The organism is Actinomyces weissii (assembly GCF_016598775.1).
In the GTDB taxonomy this organism is placed as follows: Bacteria; Actinomycetota; Actinomycetes; order Actinomycetales; family Actinomycetaceae; genus Actinomyces; species Actinomyces weissii.
Genome location: NZ_CP066802.1, coordinates 744,490 through 763,083 on the forward strand (window position 1 = coordinate 744,490; position 18,594 = coordinate 763,083).

Genomic DNA, 18,594 nt, shown 5'->3' on the forward strand with positions numbered 1-18,594 from the left:
GTCAGCGGACCTCCTTGAGTCCGGTAGATGGGTTGTACTCCAAGGTCTTGCCAATCAGCTCGGCCCGCCCCTGCTCAAGGGGCAGGAACAGCTGTCCTCTCAGGTCACGGTCATCCTGCCAGGCACCTGCGACACGAACTCCGACAGCCTCAAGCTCGTTGATGGCCTGGTCCATCTGGCTGCCCTTGGTCATCCCGGCGGGCAGCCGCACCGTGGACATGACCAGCTCCCGCACCAGCTCCCGGTCGGGTACCCGGTCCACGGGCAGGACCGGGCCCGGCTGGCCGGTGGGGGAGGGCAGCGTGCGCAGCTCCTCCTGCCCGCCGAGCACCCGGCGCTCAAGCAGGATCACCTCCAGGCTGTCCTCACCGTCTCGGACCTGGGCGCGCCCCCGCTCCTCGTCGTCGCTGGCGGCTGAGTGCAGCCAACCGACCAGGTCCGAGCACTTGCTGGCGGGCGTGGGTTCTTCCAGCAAGAAGCCCCTGGCAGCGTTGTGCTTCTTCGTACGTTCCTGCGCGGCGGTGGCCTGGGCCTGCTCCAGGGCGGCCTGCCAGGCCGGGGGCACCTGCGCCCCCGCCCCGTAGACCGCCTCCACGAGCTGGTGCACGTCGTCGGGGGTGGTCACGGTGCCCGCGCCGTCCAGCACTCGTCCCAGGGCGGCAGCCGTGAGCAGCAGGTCCTGCTCGCCGTAGACCGCCTGCGCACCCGGCTCCAGCCACGGCTCCCCACTGAGAGCGTTGGGCAGGCAGTCCACGTAGCAGGTGGGCAGCCTCAGCCGTGCGGGGCGCAGCCGCTCGTGCCGGTGGAGGCGCCCCATCCGCTGGAGCACCAGGTCCACCGGGGCCAGGTCGGTCACCAGCAGGTCAAAGTCGACGTCCAGGGACTGCTCCACCACCTGGGTGGCCACCACGATCGCCCGGTGCGGACGCTGCGGCAGGGAACGTGGGGGACCAAAGCGCCGCAGCAGCTCGGCGTCCTTGGCCTGGCGGTCCGCCACCGTGAAACGAGCGTGGTTGAGGCTGACCTCCTCACCAAAGTGCTCCCGCAGCTCCTCATAGGTCTCCTGCGCTCGCCGCACCGTGTTCCTCACCACCAGGGCGCAGCCGCCCTCCACCAGGGCCTCCTTGAGCAGCTGTGGCAGACCCGGCTCCTTGCCCAGGCGTCGCAGCCAGACCTTGCTGGAGCGTCCCGACGCCGAGGCCTCACGCACCTGCGTGCCTCCCGCTCCCACAGTCACCAGGCAGGGAAAAGGCGTGCTCACCGCCTCAGGGGAGGGCGTCTTCGGGGGCTTCTGCCCTGCGGCCAGGGCCAGGCCCCGCCGGTAGGCGTCCGCCAGCTGGGCCGAGCGGGCCTGCGAGAGCGTGGCCGAGAGCAGGACCACGGGCACCCCGTAGCAGGCCAGCCAGGTCAGCACCCGGTCCAGGTAGGCGTTCATGTAGGTGGAGTAGGAGTGCACCTCGTCGACCACCACCACCTTGCGTGACAGGCCCAGGTGCCGCAGGGCCAGGTGCGGGGAACGCATGGCGCCGAACAGCAGGTGGTCCACGGTGGTCACCACGAAGTCAGAGAGCATCGCCTTCTTGCGCCCGCTGAACCAGGCCAGGATCGCCAGGTCGGCCTGACGACGCCGCCGCTCGGTGGCCTCGCCAGCGCGGGCCGCGTCCTCGTCACGGCCGATGTCCGAGGGCCTGGGGCCGGCCTGTGCCGGGTCGTCACCGCCCAGGCCGTTCAGCAGGCGGTCGTGGATCTGCCAGCCCTGGTGCCGCAGACGGCCTGCCTCCCGGTTCAGCCGGGCCCGCCCGTGCTGGAGGCTCACCGCGAAGGTCGAGGGGGCGCCGTCGTCGCTGTAGGACTGCTCGACCCGCTCCAGCCAGTCCAGCTCTCGGGTGAACATGGCGTCCGTCGTCGCCTGGGTGGGCAGGGCGAACAGGACGCCGCAGCGGCCCGTGCGGGCGGCCATGATCTCCGCTGCCAGCATTGCGGCCTCGGTCTTGCCGCCCCCGGTGGACTCCTGGACCATCAGCAGGCCCGGCAGCTCCATGCGGCGGGCGGCAGCTACCGCCTGCTCCTGCACGGCAGTGGCTCGGGCGCCCGCAGGCAGGCTGAAGCGTGAGGTCAGCAGGGCGGAGGCGTCAGCGCCATCGTCCCGGGGCCGCCAGGGGGCCGGGACCTCCAACCGCTGCAGGCCCCAGGCCGCGCGCTCGGCGTGCGCCTGGGCGTCAAGCAGGGTGCCGCCCTGGTCGTCCAGGGGAAGCAGGGGGAAGTAGTCCTCGCAGGAGGCGATCCAGTCGGCCACGATCACCAGGCCGGAGAGCTCCACCAGGAAGGCCTGGCTCCACCTGCGCCCTGCCCAGTGCGGCAGCAGCGCCTGGGCACCGACCCGCTCGGTTACGAGGGCCAGCAGCTCGGCGCGGGTGTCCTCCCACACTCCCTCACCCAGCAGGTGCGGCAGGCCGTACAAGATCTGCAGGCTGTCGTCTGTCGGAGGGATTCCGTGATGAGCGCCGACGACGGAAGACAAGGCCTGTGCTGATTCAATGCCCCAGTCGCGAGTGTCAGTAAGCCAGTTCTCTAGGATGTGCTGCCCAGCCATGGCATGAGGCGCGCTCCGGCCGTCTAAAGGGTCCACGTGCGGATGCCGCAGCCCTGCCTCAGCCATACGGTCGTCCAGTTGAGGGACCTTGCTGGCGAAGGCGGGGGTGCACTTGCCGATGTCGTGGACACCAGCCAGCCAGGTTGCCAGCAGGCGGAACTCCTCCATAGGGGCTACCGGGGAGTCTGCGGTGCTGAGCTCACGTAGGATCAGGTCCTTGACCGTAGGGGCCAGCCAGCGCTCGGCCAGGTGCCCGGCAACAGCCGCAGAGTCCAGCATGTGCAGCCACAAGGGGAGCCACTGCCGCCGTTCTGGGTGGTAGCCGGACTTCGCCCAGACGGCGCGTGCGCAGGCAGAGAGCTGCACGGTGACTCCTTCGTCGAGATCTGGGTACAGGCTACGCTTCGGGAAACGTCGTTGCTAATTGAGGGTAGCTTGGCCGCCTGCGCCGTCCGCCATTGCCAAAAAGCCTGTGCCCCGCACTGCGTGCTGCAGCGCGGGGAACAGGCCGGTTTCCGGGGCCTCAGCCTTGGCGGGCCTTGAGGCGCGGGTTCTTCTTGTTGATGACGTAGGTGTGCCCGCGGCGGCGGACCACCTTGCTGCCTGGCTGCTTGGCCAGGGAGCGGATCGAGGCGCGAACCTTCATAGGGGCTCTCCTTGCAGGTCGGACGTACAGGTCCAGGTCGGTGCCGACAGCCCCGCGCACACGGCTTGGGGTCTGTGGCTGCCGCGCCCGCTCAGCGCTGGCGCTTGCCGTAGCGCCGCTCGAACTTCTCCACCCGGCCCGCGGTGTCCAGGATCCGGCCCTTGCCGGTCCAGAACGGGTGCGAGGCGGAGGAGACGTCCACGTCTACGACCGGGTAGGTGTTGCCGTCCTCCCACTCGATGGTCTGCTCAGAGGTCATCGTGGAACGGGTCAGGAAGGCGAAGTCCGCGCTCTTGTCGCGGAAGACGATCGGGTGGTAGTCGGGGTGGATCCCAGCACGCATGTGGCTGCTCCTTACAGGTCCTTACAGGGGGCTCGTCACCAGGACGACTTGACGATGCCGGGCAGCTCGCCGCGCAGCGCCATCTGGCGGAAGCGCACCCGCGAGGTGCCGGTGGCGGACAGGAAGCCGCGCGGGCGCCCGTCGACGACGTCGCGGTTGCGCAGGCGGGTGGGGGAGGCGTCGCGCGGCAGGGCGTGCAGCGCCCTCATGGCGGCCTCGCGCTCCTCCTGGCTCAGGTGCGGGTTGACACTGGCCTGCTTCAGCTCGGCACGGCGCTCGGCGTAGCGGGCCACCACCAGGCGGCGCTGCTGGTCGCGGGCGATCTTGGACTTCTTGGCCATCAGCGGGACTCCTTGAACTCCACGTGGCGGCGCACCACCGGGTCGAACTTGCGCAGGACCAGGCGGTCAGGCGTGTTGCGCCGGTTCTTGCGGGTCACGTAGGTGAAGCCGGTGCCCGCCGTGGACACCAGCTTGATGATCGGTCGCAGGTCCTTCTTGGAACGAGGCATCAGAGCTTCTCCCCACGCTTGAGCATCTCCGCCACGACGGCGTCGATGCCCCTCTTGTCAATGGTCTTGATGCCCTTGGCGCTGACCGTCAGGCGCACGGTGCGCCCCAGGGAGGGCACCCAGTAGCGCTTGCGCTGGAGGTTGGGCTCCCAGCGGCGGCTGGTGCGCCGGTGGGAGTGGGAGACGGACTTGCCGTAGAGCGGCTTGGCTCCCGTGACTTGGCAGTAGGTGGTCATGCAGGCAGAATAGATAATGATTCCCATTAACGACAAGTTGGAGGTCGCGTATGCCCGGTCACTCCCTCGCGCTCGTCAGCGCCGTGGACCCCACCCTCCTGGACCTGCTGGAGCTCACCCTGGCCGGGGAGGACTGCCTGGTGGTCCGTGCCGCCCTGCTGCCTGACGCCGAAGACGGCCTGGTGAGGCTCAGCTCCTGGGGCCACGGCGGGGTCGCCGCCCTGGGGGAGAAGGAAGAGGGGCCCGCAGTCGTGGACGTCCCTATGCCTGCGGACTGCCTGACCTGCTCCCTGCGGGAGGTCCTGCTGGCCGTCGCCGAGGACCGCGCCCGCGACGAGCCCCAGGGCACCACCGTGGTGCTGCTGCCGCCCGCCGTCGAGCTGCCCCACCTGGTGCCCGGCCTGGCCCGCGACCTGGCCGAGATGGCGAAGGAAGAGGGAGTCCAAGGCCCCGCCCAGGCCCGCCTGGCCGGGGTCGCCCACCTGATCGACGCCGAGTCCGCGCTCGCGGACCTGCTGGACCACCACCCCCTGGCAGAGGCCGGGCTGGCCCTGGGGGAGCACGACCAGCGCTGCGCCGGAGAGGTGCACCTGGTCAACCTCGGCTACGCCGACGTGATCGTCTCCGTGGGCCACGGCTCCGCCGGGAGCGGCGCGGACCTGGTGGAGCACCTGCGGCCCCTGGACACCCTCCTGCTGCCCGGCCTGGACGCCCCGCTGCTCAGCTGCCTGCTAGGCGCCGACCACGACGCCGACGCCGCCCTGCGGCGCGTCCACCCCGCCACCACCCAGGCCTGGGGCGGCCCGGACGGCCACGGCGTGTGGACCCTGGACCTCAGCGCCAGGCTGCCCTTCCACCCCGGACGCCTGCGCGAGATGGTGGCTGAGCTGGCCGGGCAGGGGCTGTGCGCGCGCGGCTGCTTCTGGCTGCCCAGCCGCCCCGGGCGGGTCTGCGCCTGGGAGGTCGTGGGCGGCACGGTGAGCGTGGGCGACGCCGGGGCCTGGTCCGAGGCCCCGCTGGCCCTGCCCGCGTCAGGGGCGGCGCGGGCGGGCGCCGTCGAGGCCACTGAGCCGCACTGCCACCTGGTAGTCACCGGGGTGGGGGAGCCGGAGCAGAAGCAGGCGGTCGAGGCCGCGTTCGCCGCCGTCCTGCTCCGGGAGGACGAGCTCGCCGAGGCCCTGTCCTGGATCGGTGCCGCCGACGGCCTGGAGGACTGGCTCGGCCACCAGTCCTGAGCCCCCGGCCCGAGGGCTCTGCGCTGGCTGGCCGCACGGCGACGATCTCGGCTGCGCCTGAGCCCCCGGCCCGAGGGCGCTACGATGGGGGCGCCGACGCGACTGGCGCAGGTGGTCCACCACCGGGGAGCGGAGGCACGACGACGCCCCCGGACCCTCCCCACGGGACCAGCCCGGGGCCGCCGTCGAGAGGACAACCTGGTCGCCCGCCTGGGCCGAGGTCCACGCCACCACGCAGCCGAGCCGCGCAGACAGCAGGAGAACCATGAGCGAACCCACCACCAGTTCCCGCACCACCTTCAACGACATGCCCCTGGCCGAGCTGGACCCCCAGGTCGCCGAGGTCCTGGCCGGAGAGCTGGACCGGCAGCGCGGCACCCTGGAGATGATCGCCTCCGAGAACTTCGTACCCCGCGCCGTCCTTCAGTGCCAGGGCTCGGTGCTGACCAACAAGTACGCGGAGGGCTACCCCGGCAGGCGCTACTACGGCGGCTGTGAGGTCGTGGACGTGGCCGAGTCCCTGGCCATCGAGCGGGCCAAGGCCGTCTTCCAGGCCGACTGGGCCAACGTCCAGCCGCACTCCGGGGCCCAGGCCAACGCCGCCGTCCTGCACGCCCTGGCCGACGCCGGGGACACCATCCTGGGCCTGTCCCTGGCCCACGGCGGGCACCTCACCCACGGCATGAAGATCAACTTCTCCGGCAAGAACTACCACGCCACCGCCTACGGGGTGGACGAGAGCACCCACCGCATCGAGATGGAGCAGGTGCGTGCCACCGCCCTGCGCGAGCGGCCCAAGGTGATTATCGCTGGCTGGTCCGCTTACCCCCGCCACCTCGACTTCGCGGCCTTCCGCGCCATCGCCGACGAGGTCGGCGCCGCCCTGTGGACCGACATGGCCCACTTCGCCGGGCTCGTGGCCGCCGGGCTGCACCCCTCGCCCGTGCCCCACTCCGACGTCGTCTCCACCACCGTGCACAAGACCCTGGGCGGTCCCCGCTCCGGCATGCTGCTGTCCAACCGCGCCGAGCAGTGGGGCAGGAAGCTCGACTCCGCCGTCTTCCCCGGCCAGCAGGGCGGCCCCCTCATGCACGTGATCGCCGCCAAGGCCGTGGCCATGAAGATCGCCTCCACCGAGGAGTTCCGTGACCGCCAGGCCCGCACCCTGGAAGGCGCCAGGATCATCGCCCAGCGCCTGCTGGCCGACGACGTCGCCAGCGCCGGGATCCGCCTGGTCACCGGTGGCACGGACGTGCACCTGGTGCTGGTGGACCTGCGCGAGTCCTCCCTGGACGGTCAGCAGGCCGAGGACCTGCTGGCCGCTGCCGGGATCACCGTGAACCGCAACGCCGTGCCCTTCGACCCGCGCCCGGCCCGCGTCACCTCCGGCCTGCGCATCGGCACCCCCGCGCTGGCCACCCGCGGCTTCGGGGCCCCCGAGTTCACGGAGGTCGCCGAGATCATCGCCACCACCCTGGTGCGTGGGGCCGCAGGCAGCGCCGACGACGAGCTGCTGACCTCCCTCAGGGGCCGTGTGGCCGCCCTGACCGAGGCCTACCCCCTCTATGACGGGCTCGCCCAGTGAGGGCACCCTGGGAGGGGCCCGCCCAGGTCCTGGACGGCCAGGCCACCGCGGCCGCCGTCAAGGCCGAGCTCGCCGAGCGGGTGGCGGCGCTGCGCGCCCGCGGGGTGGTGCCCGGCCTGGGGACCGTGCTGGTGGGGGAGGACCCCGGCTCCGTGAGGTACGTGGCCGGTAAGCACGCCGACTGCGCGGAGGTGGGCATAGAGTCGATCCGTGTGGAGCTGCCCGCCACCGCCACCCAGGCGCAGGTGGAGGCCGCCGTGGACCGGCTCAACGCCGACCCCGCCTGCACCGGCTACATCGTCCAGCTGCCCCTGCCCCGGGGGATCGACACCAACGCCGTGCTGGAGAGGGTGGCCCCGGACAAGGACGCCGACGGCCTGCACCCCACCAACCTGGGGCGGCTCGTGCTGCGGGGCTCCGGCCCGGTGGACTCGCCCCTGCCCTGCACGCCCCGGGCCTGCATCGAGCTGGTGGAGCGCCACGGCATCACCCTGGCGGGCAAGGACGTGTGCGTGATCGGGCGCGGCGTCACCGTAGGGCGCTCTATCGGCCTGCTGCTCATGCGTAAGGAGGTCAACGCCACCGTGGACGTGTGCCACACCGGCACCACCGACCTGGCCGCCCACGTGCGCCGCGCCGACGTCGTCGTGTCTGCGGCGGGCAGCGCGGGGATCGTGCGGCCGGAGATGGTCAAGCCCGGGGCAGTGGTCCTGGACGTGGGGGTCTCCCGGGTGGTGGACCCGCGCACCGGCAAGGGACGGATCATGGGGGACGTCGCCGACGGCGTGGACCAGGTGGCGGGCTGGCTGTCACCCAACCCCGGGGGCGTGGGCCCGATGACCCGGGCGCTGCTGCTGGCCAACGTGGTGGAGGCCGCCGAGCGCGGCTGAGGACTTTTTGTCACTGGCGGAGGGCTAGAGACTGGCGAAGTGCCTTAGGCCGTGTGCCGATTGTTGGAATCACAAGGTTTTCTTACGGGGCTGCTCGGATAGCATGGTTCTGTTCCTCCGCCAGTGACAGCTTTCTGCTATCCGGAGACGGTGAAGTCCCCGCGCCGCAGGCTGCCGCGGACCTCGGACACCTCCAGCCCCGTCACCGCGGCCCAGCGCGGCCCCTGTCCCAGCCAGGCCAGCAGCGCCGCCACCTGCTCCCGGGGTCCCTGCGCCAGCACCTCCACACGGCCGTCCGCGAGGTTGCGCACCTCACCCACCAGCCCGAGCCGGGTAGCCTCCTGCCACGTGTGCCAACGGAACCCGACTCCCTGCACGTGGCCGTTGACCAGGACCCTGACCGTGCGCGTGCTCCCACCCATACCTCATTGTCGCCCACGCCCGGAGGTCGTGACAGGCTCCCGGCCCCTGGCCGCCTGGCCCGCGGGGGCGTGCCGGCCCCGTGACCGGCGCGGCCGCCGGGGCGCCTGGTGCTGAGCGTCAGGGCCTCCGGGCGCACACGCCGTGGACGTGGCCGGGGGCGGCGGTCGCGGCCACGTAGGCTCAGCCTCATGCGTATCGCCACCGTCAACGTAAACGGGATCCGGGCCGCTGCCCGCAAGGGCATGGAGTCCTGGGTAGACCAGTCCCAGCCGGACGTGCTCCTCCTGCAGGAGGTGCGGGCCGACGAGCAGACCGCCGCCGCGCTGCTGCCCGGCTACGAGACGCAGGTGTGGCCCTGCCGGATCAAGGGACGGGCCGGTGTGGCCGTGGCCCTGCGCCAGGGCAGCGGCCTGACCTTCGGCCAGGTGCGTCTAGGGGTGGCTGCGGGGGCTGAGGAGCCGGACGTGGACACGGGCCGCTGGCTGGAGGTGGACCTGCAGGGGGCGGCCGCCCCGCTGACGGTCATCTCCGCCTACCTGCACTCCGGACAGGTGGGCACACCTAAGCTGGACCAGAAGCTGGCCCACCTGGAGCTGGTGGACGCCCGCATGGCCCAGCTGCTGGACGCCGCGGAGGCGGGTGGCCCCGCCGTCGTCATGGCTGGTGACCTGAACGTGGTGCGCTCGCAGCAGGACATCAAGAACTGGAAGCCCAACCACAACAAGGTCTCCGGCGTGCTGGACGAGGAGATCGCCCACCTGGAGGGCTGGTTCGGTGCAGGCTGGGTGGACGTGGCCCGGTCCCTGGCTGGCGACGTCCAAGGCCCCTACACCTGGTGGTCCCAGCGAGGCAAGGCCTTCGACAACGACGCCGGCTGGCGCATCGACTACCAGGTGGCGACGCCTTCAGCCGCAGGCAAGGCCCGCTCCAGCACGGTGGACCGGGCCCCGAGCTACGCGGAGCGCTGGAGCGACCACGCCCCCCTGGTGGTCGACTACGACCTGTGACGAGCCTGCGGCCGGGCCCGCCCGGGTAGGGGAGAGGCGCCTTGCCCGCGCGGGACGGGCAGGCCGGTCCGGCCCCGGGTGGGCGGACAGGCAGCGGGTGGCAGGCTTCTTGAGCCGGACTGCCCGCCTCGGCCCCGGCTCAGTAGCGGATAGCGTCGATAGGCTTGATGCGCACCGCCACTACGGCGGGTACCAGGCCGGCCAGGGCGCCCACCAGGGTCGCCGTCGCCAGCCCGATGAGGGCCGCGAGCATCGGGAAGGGGGGCTGCTCCACCACCGGCAGCTGTAGCAGCTTGTCCAGGGGAACCACCCGCATCGCCAGGATAGCCACGATGATGCCCACCAGCCCGGCCACCACCGTAGCCACCACCGACTCCAGCATGATGGAGAAGAAGATCCGGCGGCTTGTCGCACCGAAGGAGCGTCGTACCCCGATCTCGTGGATGCGCTGACGCACCGTCACGATTGAGATGTTGACCAGTCCCAGGGCACCGAGGGCCATCACGAACAGGCCCGCCCCGGTGGCTACCAGGGTGAAGACCCGGGTGAACGAGGCCAGGTCCCCGCTGCCCAGGGTGCTGTCGATGGTGCTGGTGGACCCTTGCCCGAAGATCGCGTCAAAGTGCTCCTTGGCCAGGGACTGCATCTCGGCCGCGCGTTCAGGCCCCGCCCAGACCTCCAGCTCGGGGGAGGCCAGGGCGTGGGTGCGGGGAAGCAGCGGGCTCAGGGAGTCTGTGAGCACGAAGGCCGTCAAGGGCTGGCCGCAGGACTCCGGCTCGGAGCCGTCAACGGAGGGCTGCAGGCAGCCTTGCAGGTCCTCAGGCTCCAGCACCCCCACGATCGTGAAGGTGGCTTGCGCCGGGCCGAAGGAGCGGACGGTCAGGGGCGCGCTCAGCACCGAGGCCCCCAGCTCCTCTAGCACCCCCTGGGAGACCACCAGGGAGGGGGACAGGTCGTCACCGTCCTCCGGGGTGAACCAGCGTCCCTGGGCGATCTTGGTCCGGTGCAACGTAGCGTAGGCGGGGGAGACGGCGTTCACCTCCACGTTGCGGAACTGGTCACCCAGCTGCAGCCGCAGCGAGGTCCTGGTGCTGGTGGCCCAGGAGCGCACCTTGAAGCGTTCCACGAACTCGGCCTGGGCCTTGGTGACGCGCTCGGCCGTGCGGGCGGCCTCAGCGGAGCCTTGCGCCCCACCTGCCTCGGGGCCGCCGGGGCCTGCCGGGCCACCCGGGCCTGGCGGGAGGCCGGGTTCACCGGGGCCTGCGGCACCGTCCTCGTTCCCGGGTGTGGCCCGGCCTGGCTGGTTGGAGCCGGTCAGGCCCTTGCCGGTGGGGCTCACGTTGATGCGCACCGTGCCGGGCCGACCGCCCCAGCGCTCCAGCTGGTCGTTCAGCACCTGCTCGGAGACCCGTACGAAAGCGATGGAGAAGGTCATGGCGGCCACGGCCACGGCCACGCCCACCAGGGACAGCAGCACCCGCATCTTGCCGATCCGCAGCTGCGCCCAGGCCTCGACGACCGCACCGACGAACCCGGTCAGCATACTGCTCATGCCTGCACCCCTAGCTGTGTGTCCGAGAGCCTCTGGGCGGGCCAGGCTCCCGGCTCCCAGTCTGTGCCAGCGTCCGGCTGGTCCGGCCTGCTGCGCTGCACCTCGCCGAACTCGTCCAGCGAGCCCTCCACCCGGTGGGTTACCTTGATGGGCGTGAGCACCCCGTGCTCCAGGCGGTACTGGGTGTGGGCGCGTGCGGCCACCGCCAGGTCGTGGGTGATTACCACCAGGGCGGCTCCGCTCCGGGAGCAGCGTTCCTCCAGCAGCCCCATCACCGAGCTCCCGGTCTCCACGTCCAGGGCGCCGGTGGGCTCGTCAGCCAGGATCACCTTGGGGTCGCGGGCCAGGGCGCGGGCAATAGCGACCCGCTGCTGCTCGCCTCCTGAGAGCCTGCCCACAGGCATGCCCTTGCGCTCGCCCAGGCCTACCGCCTCCAGCAGCGACTCGGCGCGGGAGGTGCGCCGCCAGAAGCTCGTGGAGTGGTCGTAAAGCAGGGGGGCGGCCACGTTCTCGGTGGTGCTCAGGCCGTCAATCAGGTTGAAGGACTGGAACACGAAGCCGAAGGTCTGTCCCCGCAGGCGGGCGCGGCGCGCCTCGCCCAGGTTCTCGGTGTCGGTGCCGTCCAGGCTGTAGCGGCCTGAGGTGGGCCGGTCCAGCAGCCCCAGGATGTTGAGCAGGGTGGACTTTCCGGTGCCGGAGCGGCCCACGATCGCCACGTGCTCCCCTGCCTGCACCTGCAGGTCGACCCCGGTGAGAATCTCCAGCGGAGGGGCGTCAGGCACCACGAAGGTGCGGGTCACTCCCTGGAGGCTGACCAGGCTCACTGGGTCTCCTCGCCGTTCTCGTCGTAGCAGGCGGAGCCGTCCGGCTCGCAGGTGTTAGGGGTGCCTTTGCGCTTGATGTCCTTGTTGGGGACGAACTGCAGCAGCGTGTCACCCTCTGACAGGCCCTCGGTGACCTGCACGTTGGTGCCGTCGTTGACCCCCAGGCTGATCTCACGCTTGACGGCGGTGCTGGGGTCGGCCGGGTCGGCCAGCACCCAGACATTGCCCTTGCTGACGCTGCCCTCTACGGCTGTCACCGGAACCAGGAGGGCGTCCTTGGCCGAGCCCTGGTCGATACCGATGCTTACCTGCAGCCCGGGGAACACCGTCTGCTCGGGGGGGATGGGGCAGCGCACCTGCACGCTGGTGCCGTCCTGGGGGCTGGCTGCCCCGGCGTCGTCCGCCGGCGTGCTGCTGCCGGAGGGGCTGTTCTCCTTCACGCCGATCACCAGACCCGTGCACTCGAAGGGAGCCGGGCCGCCGTCGACCGTGATGGTGGCGGTGGTGGGCGGGTTCAGGAGCTTGTACTGCTGGGCGGCGGTGATGGTGCCTGTGGCGGAGTGGGTGCCGGGGGACACGGTGGCGACGACGCTGCCCACGGTGGTGTCCTGGTCCTTGATGACCTGGAAGGTGACCTTCCCGGCTATCGGGGAGGTGACGGTGGCGTGGGTGACCTTGTCCGGCACCTGCTTGGTCACCGGGTTCCCGTCCTTGTCAACGCCCTCCTGCGGGGGCTGTGGCTCGGTCTTCCTGATGCGCAGCAGGGGCGCGTCAGCCTCCACGGTGGCCCCGGACTCGACGGCGAAGGACTCGATCACCCCGGCGAGGGTGGCACGGGCTGGTACGGCGGCGTCCTGTACCACCTGACCGGTGACCTTGACCTGGTTGGGGATGTCTCCCCTGGTGACGGTGACGGTAGGGGTGACTACCTCGAAACCAGGTTCTATGTCTGCCCTGACGGGGTCCGCCTTGGACGGGAAGAAGGCAAGTTTTGATAGGGCCACCGCGATCACCAAGGCGATCAGGACCTTGATGGTGGGCAGGATGAAGCGCTTCAAGTTCAGACCCCGTTACTCGGCTGGCGCTGCCGGACCTGGTGCGGCCCGGCGGCTGGAACGTTGTGATACTAAGGCTTGCGCCCTAGGACCTCCTTCCTCCCAGGGGAGGACTTGGAGTGGGACTCGCCCGGTCAGTCCGGTTCCAGGGGCGGGTGCCTGGCCCCTGCCCGGGCGTGAGCCTGCACTTCCTGCGGGGCGTGCGCGGAGGCGGCAAGCCCCAGGGAAGGTGGCGTAATTAACAATCTGTTTGCTAACTGAGGCTGTTGGTTCCGGCCCGGGCCGGAACGGGCGGGTCCGATCCGGTGCGGTCTGTTCCCGCGCGAGCCGTGCCGGGGCCCGGGAGGCAGGCACGGCTCGGGGCCGGGCCTATGGCGGGGGCCCTGAAGCGCCCCCGCCTGCGCCTTAGCGGGACACGGAGGCCGGTAGCGGCCCCCCTGAGTACTGAGGCGGACCAGGGGGTACCGGGCCCGGGCTGCCGGTGCTCAGGCCAGACGGCCTGCCGGGGCGCTGGGCAGGGCGTCCAGGAAGGCCGGGGCGGTGAATCCCTGTGCCGCGTAGGCGGCCACCACCGCACGGGCCACCGCGTCCACGGCGTCGGCGTCCACCAGGGCGATGGCGCTGCCACCGAATCCACCACCGGTCATGCGGGCACCGTGCGCCCCTGCGGCCCGGGCGGCCTCCACCGCGACGTCCAGCTCGGGGCAGGAGACCTCGTAGTCCACCCGCAGGGACTCGTGGCTGGCGTCCAGCAGCGCCCCTGCCGTCCGCAGCTTGTCCCCGGCGAGCGGGCGTCCGTCACGCAGCAGGTCCACCAGGTCCCGGGTGCGCTGGATCTCCGTGACCACGTGGCGGGTGCGCTGGACCAGCACCGGGGCGTCCTCGGCGCCGCTGGCGGCCAGCCTGGACAAGGCCTTCTCCAGGTCAGGGACCCCCAGGTCCGCCAGCAGCTCTACGCCCAGCAGCGCGGCCGCCTTCTCACAGGACGCGCGCCTAGAGGCGTACTGCCCGTCCACCAGCGAGTGCTTGGCCTTGGTGTCGATCACCAGCAGCGCCAGGCCGTCCACGGCCAGGTCGAAGGGCACCTGCTCGGCCTCACCGGTGCGGCAGTCCAGCAGTAGCGCGTGCCCGGCGGCGCAGCGCATGGAGGCGGACTGGTCCATGCCGCCGGTCGGGGCTCCCGCCATCTCGTTCTCCGCCCGGACGCAGGAGGCGACCAGCCGGGCGCGCCCGGCGTCGTCCGGCTCCTGGGCGCTACCCGCCAGGCCCAGCCCGCAGACCTCGTCCAGGGCCACGGCGGTGGCGCACTCCAGCGCCGCCGAGGAGGACAGGCCCCCGCCCAGGGGCACGCAGGAGTACAGGGCGGCGTCGAAGCCGCTGAGCGGGCCGAGACCGTCACGCTCCAGCGCCCAGGCCACGCCCGCCACGTAGGCGTTCCAGTGCCGTACCTCCCCCGGGCTGCCCTTGGGGCCTATCGCGTCCAGGTCCAGCACGTCCACGCTGTCGCGCGTCTGGGGAGAGACCAGGCGGATGGTGCGGTCCTTGCGGCGGCGCAGAGCCAGGTGGGCGCGGTGGGGCAGGGCGATAGGCAGGGCCAGGCCGCCGTTGTAGTCCGTGTGCTCGCCGATGATGTTGACCCGGCCCGGGGCGTACCAGACGCCGTCGGGCTCCCCGCCGAAGGCCTCCCGGAACAGCTCGGTGGCGGCGGCCACCCCCTCCTGCGGGGCGAGGGCGGGTGAGAACACCGCGGTGCCGGCGCTGGCCTGGTCCGGCTGCGCCTTGGTCTCGGCCAGGTTCTTGCTGTTGGTCATACTGAGCTCCTTCAAGGGTTCTTCTCGGTCTGTGGTGGCTGGTGCGCCAGCGTGCTGGCGTGGCCTGCAGGGGTGGTCAGGGGGCGATGACGAGGGTGGTGCCCGCCTCGTCCAGGGCGGTGACCGTGTCCTCGTCCGGCTGGACCTCGGTGACCAGCACGCTGATCTGTGAGGTGGGGCAGAAGGTGCGCAGCCCCAGGACCCCCCACTTGGAGGAGTCGAGGCAGGCCACGGTGGTGCGCCCTGCGGCCACCAGCGCCTGGTTGGTGGCGGCCTCCCGCAGGTTGGGGGTCATCAGGCCGTCCGAGGGGACGAAGCCGTGCGCTCCCATGAACACCCACTCCACCCGCAGGCGGGACAGGGCGTCGTTGGCGATCAGGCCGACCGTAGCGTTCGAGGGGGTGCGCTCCCCGCCGATCAGCAGGACCTTGGGGGCCTCCCGGGACTCGGCGCGGGCCGCGTCCGCCGCGTCGAACAGTAGCTGGGCGGCAGGCAGGGAGTTGGTGATGATGGTGAGGGTGTCCAGGTGTTTGAGGGTGGTCAGGGCCCGAGCGACGGCGAGGGTGGTGGTGCCGGCGGACAGGGCCAGGGAGTCGCCGGGGCGCACCAGGGCCGCCGCGGCCGCGCCGATGCGGGCCTTGGCCTGCGGGTGCAGGGTGGTCTTGGAGGTGAAGCGGGGCTCATGGGTGGTGGAGCCGGGGGCGACGGCGCCGCCATGCACCCGCTCCACCAGCCCCTGGGCCACCAGCTCGGTGATGTCCCGGCGGACCGTCATCTCCGAGATGCCCAGGGCCTCCACCACCTCAGCCACCCGGACGCCGCCGGTGGCCGCGATCTTCTCCAGGATGAACTCCTGGCGCTGGCGGGCGAGCATGGGGGCGGGCTGGGGGCCGGGGGCATGAGTCACAGGACCGATTGTGCCAAAGAACGCGCAGGAGCAGACGATTTCGCGCAGGTACGCACAATGTGTTCCTCGGCTGCTGGACCGTCTGCGGGTGGGCGGCGGGACCACTGGCATACTTCCCGGCAAGTCCCCCAAGCCGGAGGTGCTATGAGCCGCGCAGCCGCGACCCCCGCCCAGACCCCAGACCAGCCCGCCGCCGTCACCCCCGTGCCGCCGGTGGCCGTGCCTTCAGGGCCCCGGTCCCCCGCGGCGGCCCAGGCCGGTGGGCAGCCCCCCGCCGCGGCCACCGGGCTGGCCCTGCGCAAGCAGCAGGCGCTGGAGCTGGCGGACAAGGCCCAGGACACCCGCCCGGTCCGGGCGCTGGCCCGCTACGGCACCGCCAAAGGCGCCCTGCTGGCCGGGGGCATCGCCTACACCGGGCTCTTCTCCGTCTTCGCCGCCCTGGCCATCGGGGTCACGGTGTTCATGGCCCTCCTGGGCTCGCACCCCGCCCTGCGGGACGCCGTGCTGGAGGGCCTGGGACGGGCGCTCCCCGGCGTGCTGGACAACGGCGACGGCTCGGGCCTGGTCTCCATAGACCAGCTGACCCTCAGCTCCGCCCTGAACCTCGGCTCTGTGATCGCTGTCGCGACCCTGATGCTCTCCGCCATGGGCCTGATGGGGGCGCTGTCCACCGCCCTGCGCTCCATGTTCGGTATCGCCCAGCTGCCGCGCAACGCCGTCGTCAACCAGCTGCTGAACCTGGTGGGATTCCTGGTGCTGCTGGTCTCCGTGGTGGTGACCGCAGCCGCCTCGCTGGCCACCGGCGCGCTGGCGCAGCAGCTCAACGACCTGCTGGGGCTGCCGGGCTGGCTGAGCGGCTGGGGCACCCGCGTTCTGGGCCTGGTGGTCTCCCTGCTGGTGGACGCCACCGTCTTCGCCTTGCTGGTCCGGCTCTCCGGCGTGCGCGCCCCCCGCCGGGACCTGCTGCTGGGTTCGCTGCTGGCGGGCGCCGCCTTCGGGCTGGTGCGTGAGGTGGGGACCAATGCCGTGGGGACCGTGGCCAACAACCCCCTGCTAGCCTCCTTCGCCACGATCGTGGTGCTGGTGCTGTGGATCCACCTGGCTGCGCGGATCACCCTCATGGTCGCGGCCTGGACCGCCAACCCGCCGCGGCCCCGGGTGGTCAGCCACGCCGACGAGCTGCGCGCCTCCCACCGCCCCAACTACGTGACCCTGTCCAGTCCCGCGACCATGGAGTGGCCGCGCCAGTCCCTTACCGGGAACCTGGACGCGGACCCCACCCTCCACCCCGACTACGAGCCGCCCGCCCCGGAGCCCGAGCCCGTGCCCCGCCACGCCCGGGGCCTGCGGGGCTGGTGGGCCCGACGCCGCTTCGCCGCCGCCACCGCCCGCTACGAGCAGGCTCGGCAGCGCTACTACCTGCCCGCCGGGCCCGACAGCCTTGAGGATCCTTCCAGCCGCACCAGCTAGCCTGAGGGCGTGACTGCAGCTGACACCCCCCAGGCCCCGCCGGTCCACGCGATCATCCCCGCCGGTGGTGCGGGCACCCGGCTCTGGCCGCTCTCGCGCCGCAACCACCCCAAGTTCCTGCTGGACCTGACCGGGCAGGGCCGCAGTCTGCTGCAGGGCACGGTTCGGCGGCTGGAGCCGGTGGCCGCCTCCGTCACCGTGGTCACCGGGGCCGCTCACGTGGAGGCGGTGGCTTCCCAGCTGCCGGACCTGCCCGCCGAGGGCCTGCTGGCAGAGCCCTCCCCCCGGGACTCCATGGCTGCGATCGGCCTGGCCGCCACGCTCCTGGCCAAGCGGCACGGGGCTGAGGCCGTAATCGGCTCCTTCGCGGCGGACCACACCATCAAGGACGAGGCGGCCTTCCACGACGCCGTGCGCCAGGCCGCGCTGCTGGCCCAGGAGGGGTGGGTGGTGACCATCGGGATCGAGGCCACCGGCCCCTCCAGCGCCTTCGGGTACATCAGCTCCGGCGACGCCCTGGGGGTGGCCGGGGCACCTGCTGGACGGCGGGTGCTGGCCTTCACCGAGAAGCCCGACGCCGTCACCGCCGCCCGCTACCTGGCCGCTGGCGGCTACTGGTGGAACGCGGGGATGTTCGTGGCGCAGGCCGGGGTGCTGCTGGAGCACCTGCGCCGTCAGAAGCCCGCCCTGGCGGCCGGGCTGGACGTGATCGCCACAGCCTGGGACACGCCCTCGCGCGAGGAGGTGCTGGAGCTGACCTGGCCGCGCCTGGAGAAGGTCGCGATCGATCACGCTATCGCGGAGCCGGTGGCCGCCGAGGGCGGGGTGGCGGTGGTTCCCGTGGACATGGGCTGGGACGACGTGGGCGGTTTTGACGCGCTTACCGGGCTGGTGCCCGCGCGCCAGGAGGGGGCGGCCGCCGGGGTGGCGGTGCTGGACCGGGCCGCCCACGGGGGAGCGCCCGCCGACGTGGACGCGGTGGACAGCCAGGGTGCGCTGGTGGCCTCCACGACGGGGCGGCGCGTGGTCCTGCTGGGGGTGCCCGGGCTGGTGGTGGTGGACACGCCCGACGCCCTGCTGGTGACCACCCCCGAGCACGCCCAGGACGTCAAGGGAGCGGTCGAGCGCCTGACCGCCACCAACCGCACCCCCCTCCTCTAACCACCCCCTTTCTTACCGCGAGACCGGGACATATGGCTCGCGAGACCGGTAAGGGTGACCTTACTTGATGGCGGTGGGGTTGGGCCGGTGCCCAGACAGCCTCTTACTCCGGGCTCGTACCTGTCTCCCGTAGGTCCGGGCTAGCACCCCTCGCCCGCAGGTCCGGCCCCTCGGTCCGCGGCGAGCACACCTCCCTCGCCTCCACTTGTGCATTTCGGCGCGAGTGGTGCGGTATTCCGGCACCACTCGCGCCGAAATGCACAAGTCAGGGGGTGGCGCGCCAGGCTCTTCTCCAACCTGGCCAGGCCCGCCACCGGGCACTTGGTGGCGGGCCGTCGATCGTGA

The 18,594-nt window shown here is 71.8% G+C and carries 19 protein-coding genes; 7 read left to right on the forward strand and 12 right to left on the reverse strand.

All coding sequences use genetic code 11. From position 1 onward, the window contains the following. Position 1 precedes the first annotated feature (1 nt). The 6 genes from cas3 to rpmB form a co-directional block, all read right to left on the reverse strand. Entirely contained in the window at positions 2–2,959 is a 2,958-nt protein-coding gene (gene cas3, locus JG540_RS03015; RefSeq protein ID WP_200277047.1) for a CRISPR-associated helicase Cas3', read from the reverse strand. A 157-nt stretch (positions 2,960–3,116) separates the two neighbouring features. After that, positions 3,117–3,239 (reverse strand): type B 50S ribosomal protein L36, encoded by a 123-nt coding sequence (ykgO, locus tag JG540_RS03020; RefSeq protein WP_003782012.1) that lies wholly within the window; start codon positions 3,237–3,239, stop codon positions 3,117–3,119. Positions 3,240–3,330: 91 nt separating this feature from the next. Further along, the gene (locus tag JG540_RS03025) at positions 3,331–3,582 is read right to left on the reverse strand and encodes a type B 50S ribosomal protein L31 (RefSeq protein WP_200277066.1); all 252 of its coding nucleotides are present in this window, start codon (positions 3,580–3,582) and stop codon (positions 3,331–3,333) included. A 35-nt stretch (positions 3,583–3,617) separates the two neighbouring features. Further along, positions 3,618–3,923: a 30S ribosomal protein S14 gene (gene rpsN / locus JG540_RS03030; RefSeq protein WP_200277075.1), complete on the reverse strand. Its 306-nt coding sequence runs from the start codon at positions 3,921–3,923 to the stop codon at positions 3,618–3,620. After that, entirely contained in the window at positions 3,923–4,093 is a 171-nt protein-coding gene (gene rpmG / locus JG540_RS03035) for a 50S ribosomal protein L33 (RefSeq protein WP_194949242.1), read from the reverse strand. The genes rpsN and rpmG overlap by 1 nt, the downstream gene beginning before the upstream one ends. Beyond that, positions 4,093–4,329, reverse strand: a complete 237-nt coding sequence (rpmB, locus tag JG540_RS03040; RefSeq protein ID WP_200277078.1) for a 50S ribosomal protein L28 — start codon at positions 4,327–4,329, stop codon at positions 4,093–4,095. Before rpmB ends, rpmG begins: the two co-directional genes overlap by 1 nt. A 50-nt stretch (positions 4,330–4,379) precedes the next feature. Here rpmB and JG540_RS03045 point away from each other — a divergent pair, with 50 nt between their 5' ends. The 3 genes from JG540_RS03045 to JG540_RS03055 all read left to right on the forward strand — a co-directional run bounded on the left by JG540_RS03045 (position 4,380) and on the right by JG540_RS03055 (position 8,039). Then, positions 4,380–5,564: a GTP-binding protein gene (locus tag JG540_RS03045; protein ID WP_200277081.1), complete on the forward strand. Its 1,185-nt coding sequence runs from the start codon at positions 4,380–4,382 to the stop codon at positions 5,562–5,564. 265 nt (positions 5,565–5,829) lie between these two features. Continuing rightward, entirely contained in the window at positions 5,830–7,149 is a 1,320-nt protein-coding gene (glyA, locus tag JG540_RS03050) for a serine hydroxymethyltransferase (protein ID WP_325133292.1), read from the forward strand. After that, entirely contained in the window at positions 7,146–8,039 is an 894-nt protein-coding gene (locus JG540_RS03055; protein WP_200277085.1) for a bifunctional methylenetetrahydrofolate dehydrogenase/methenyltetrahydrofolate cyclohydrolase, read from the forward strand. Before glyA ends, JG540_RS03055 begins: the two co-directional genes overlap by 4 nt. 137 nt (positions 8,040–8,176) lie before the next feature. On the opposite strand, the gene JG540_RS03060 is transcribed toward JG540_RS03055, so the two are convergent. Further along, complete coding sequence (locus tag JG540_RS03060; RefSeq protein ID WP_200277088.1) at positions 8,177–8,461, reverse strand: acylphosphatase; 285 nt, start codon at positions 8,459–8,461, stop codon at positions 8,177–8,179. Between the two features lie 189 nt (positions 8,462–8,650). Between JG540_RS03060 and JG540_RS03065 the strand changes: the two genes are divergently transcribed. Next, entirely contained in the window at positions 8,651–9,469 is an 819-nt protein-coding gene (locus JG540_RS03065; RefSeq protein ID WP_200277091.1) for an exodeoxyribonuclease III, read from the forward strand. A 139-nt stretch (positions 9,470–9,608) separates the two neighbouring features. On the opposite strand, the gene JG540_RS03070 is transcribed toward JG540_RS03065, so the two are convergent. The 5 genes from JG540_RS03070 to JG540_RS03090 form a co-directional block, all read right to left on the reverse strand. Then, positions 9,609–11,021: an ABC transporter permease gene (locus tag JG540_RS03070; RefSeq protein WP_200277094.1), complete on the reverse strand. Its 1,413-nt coding sequence runs from the start codon at positions 11,019–11,021 to the stop codon at positions 9,609–9,611. Further along, a complete protein-coding gene (locus JG540_RS03075) occupies positions 11,018–11,839 on the reverse strand; it encodes an ABC transporter ATP-binding protein (protein WP_200278025.1) in 822 nt (273 codons plus the stop codon). Before JG540_RS03075 ends, JG540_RS03070 begins: the two co-directional genes overlap by 4 nt. Before the next feature lie 2 nt (positions 11,840–11,841). Beyond that, entirely contained in the window at positions 11,842–12,903 is a 1,062-nt protein-coding gene (locus JG540_RS03080) for an efflux RND transporter periplasmic adaptor subunit (protein WP_200277097.1), read from the reverse strand. Positions 12,904–13,385: 482 nt separating this feature from the next. Beyond that, a complete protein-coding gene (gene galK, locus JG540_RS03085; RefSeq protein WP_200277100.1) occupies positions 13,386–14,711 on the reverse strand; it encodes a galactokinase in 1,326 nt (441 codons plus the stop codon). Positions 14,712–14,787: 76 nt separating this feature from the next. Then, a complete protein-coding gene (locus JG540_RS03090) occupies positions 14,788–15,585 on the reverse strand; it encodes a DeoR/GlpR family DNA-binding transcription regulator (protein ID WP_200278027.1) in 798 nt (265 codons plus the stop codon). A gap of 43 nt (positions 15,586–15,628) precedes the next feature. Here JG540_RS03090 and JG540_RS03095 point away from each other — a divergent pair, with 43 nt between their 5' ends. Genes JG540_RS03095 through JG540_RS03105 form a run of 3 tightly spaced genes read left to right on the forward strand, consistent with a single transcriptional unit; the run spans position 15,629 to position 18,249 of the window. Continuing rightward, a complete protein-coding gene (locus tag JG540_RS03095; RefSeq protein ID WP_200277103.1) occupies positions 15,629–15,766 on the forward strand; it encodes a hypothetical protein in 138 nt (45 codons plus the stop codon). After that, positions 15,763–17,088, forward strand: a complete 1,326-nt coding sequence (locus JG540_RS03100; protein ID WP_200277106.1) for a YihY/virulence factor BrkB family protein — start codon at positions 15,763–15,765, stop codon at positions 17,086–17,088. The genes JG540_RS03095 and JG540_RS03100 overlap by 4 nt, the downstream gene beginning before the upstream one ends. Positions 17,089–17,097: 9 nt before the next feature. After that, entirely contained in the window at positions 17,098–18,249 is a 1,152-nt protein-coding gene (locus JG540_RS03105) for a mannose-1-phosphate guanylyltransferase (RefSeq protein WP_200277109.1), read from the forward strand. Positions 18,250–18,594: the final 345 nt, after the last annotated feature.

Bases quoted from the DNA above. Each gene is read 5' to 3' on its own strand.
- ykgO (WP_003782012.1), bottom strand. From the start codon at position 3,239: ATGAAGGTTCGCGCCTCGATCCGCTCCCTGGCCAAGCAGCCAGGCAGC.
- JG540_RS03025 (WP_200277066.1), bottom strand. From the start codon at position 3,582: ATGCGTGCTGGGATCCACCCCGACTACCACCCGATCGTCTTCCGCGAC.
- rpsN (WP_200277075.1), bottom strand. From the start codon at position 3,923: ATGGCCAAGAAGTCCAAGATCGCCCGCGACCAGCAGCGCCGCCTGGTG.
- rpmG (WP_194949242.1), bottom strand. From the start codon at position 4,093: ATGCCTCGTTCCAAGAAGGACCTGCGACCGATCATCAAGCTGGTGTCC.
- rpmB (WP_200277078.1), bottom strand. From the start codon at position 4,329: ATGACCACCTACTGCCAAGTCACGGGAGCCAAGCCGCTCTACGGCAAG.
- JG540_RS03045 (WP_200277081.1), top strand. From the start codon at position 4,380: ATGCCCGGTCACTCCCTCGCGCTCGTCAGCGCCGTGGACCCCACCCTC.
- glyA (WP_325133292.1), top strand. From the start codon at position 5,830: ATGAGCGAACCCACCACCAGTTCCCGCACCACCTTCAACGACATGCCC.
- JG540_RS03060 (WP_200277088.1), bottom strand. From the start codon at position 8,461: ATGGGTGGGAGCACGCGCACGGTCAGGGTCCTGGTCAACGGCCACGTG.
- JG540_RS03065 (WP_200277091.1), top strand. From the start codon at position 8,651: ATGCGTATCGCCACCGTCAACGTAAACGGGATCCGGGCCGCTGCCCGC.
- JG540_RS03070 (WP_200277094.1), bottom strand. From the start codon at position 11,021: ATGAGCAGTATGCTGACCGGGTTCGTCGGTGCGGTCGTCGAGGCCTGG.
- galK (WP_200277100.1), bottom strand. From the start codon at position 14,711: ATGACCAACAGCAAGAACCTGGCCGAGACCAAGGCGCAGCCGGACCAG.
- JG540_RS03090 (WP_200278027.1), bottom strand. From the start codon at position 15,585: ATGCTCGCCCGCCAGCGCCAGGAGTTCATCCTGGAGAAGATCGCGGCC.
- JG540_RS03100 (WP_200277106.1), top strand. From the start codon at position 15,763: ATGAGCCGCGCAGCCGCGACCCCCGCCCAGACCCCAGACCAGCCCGCC.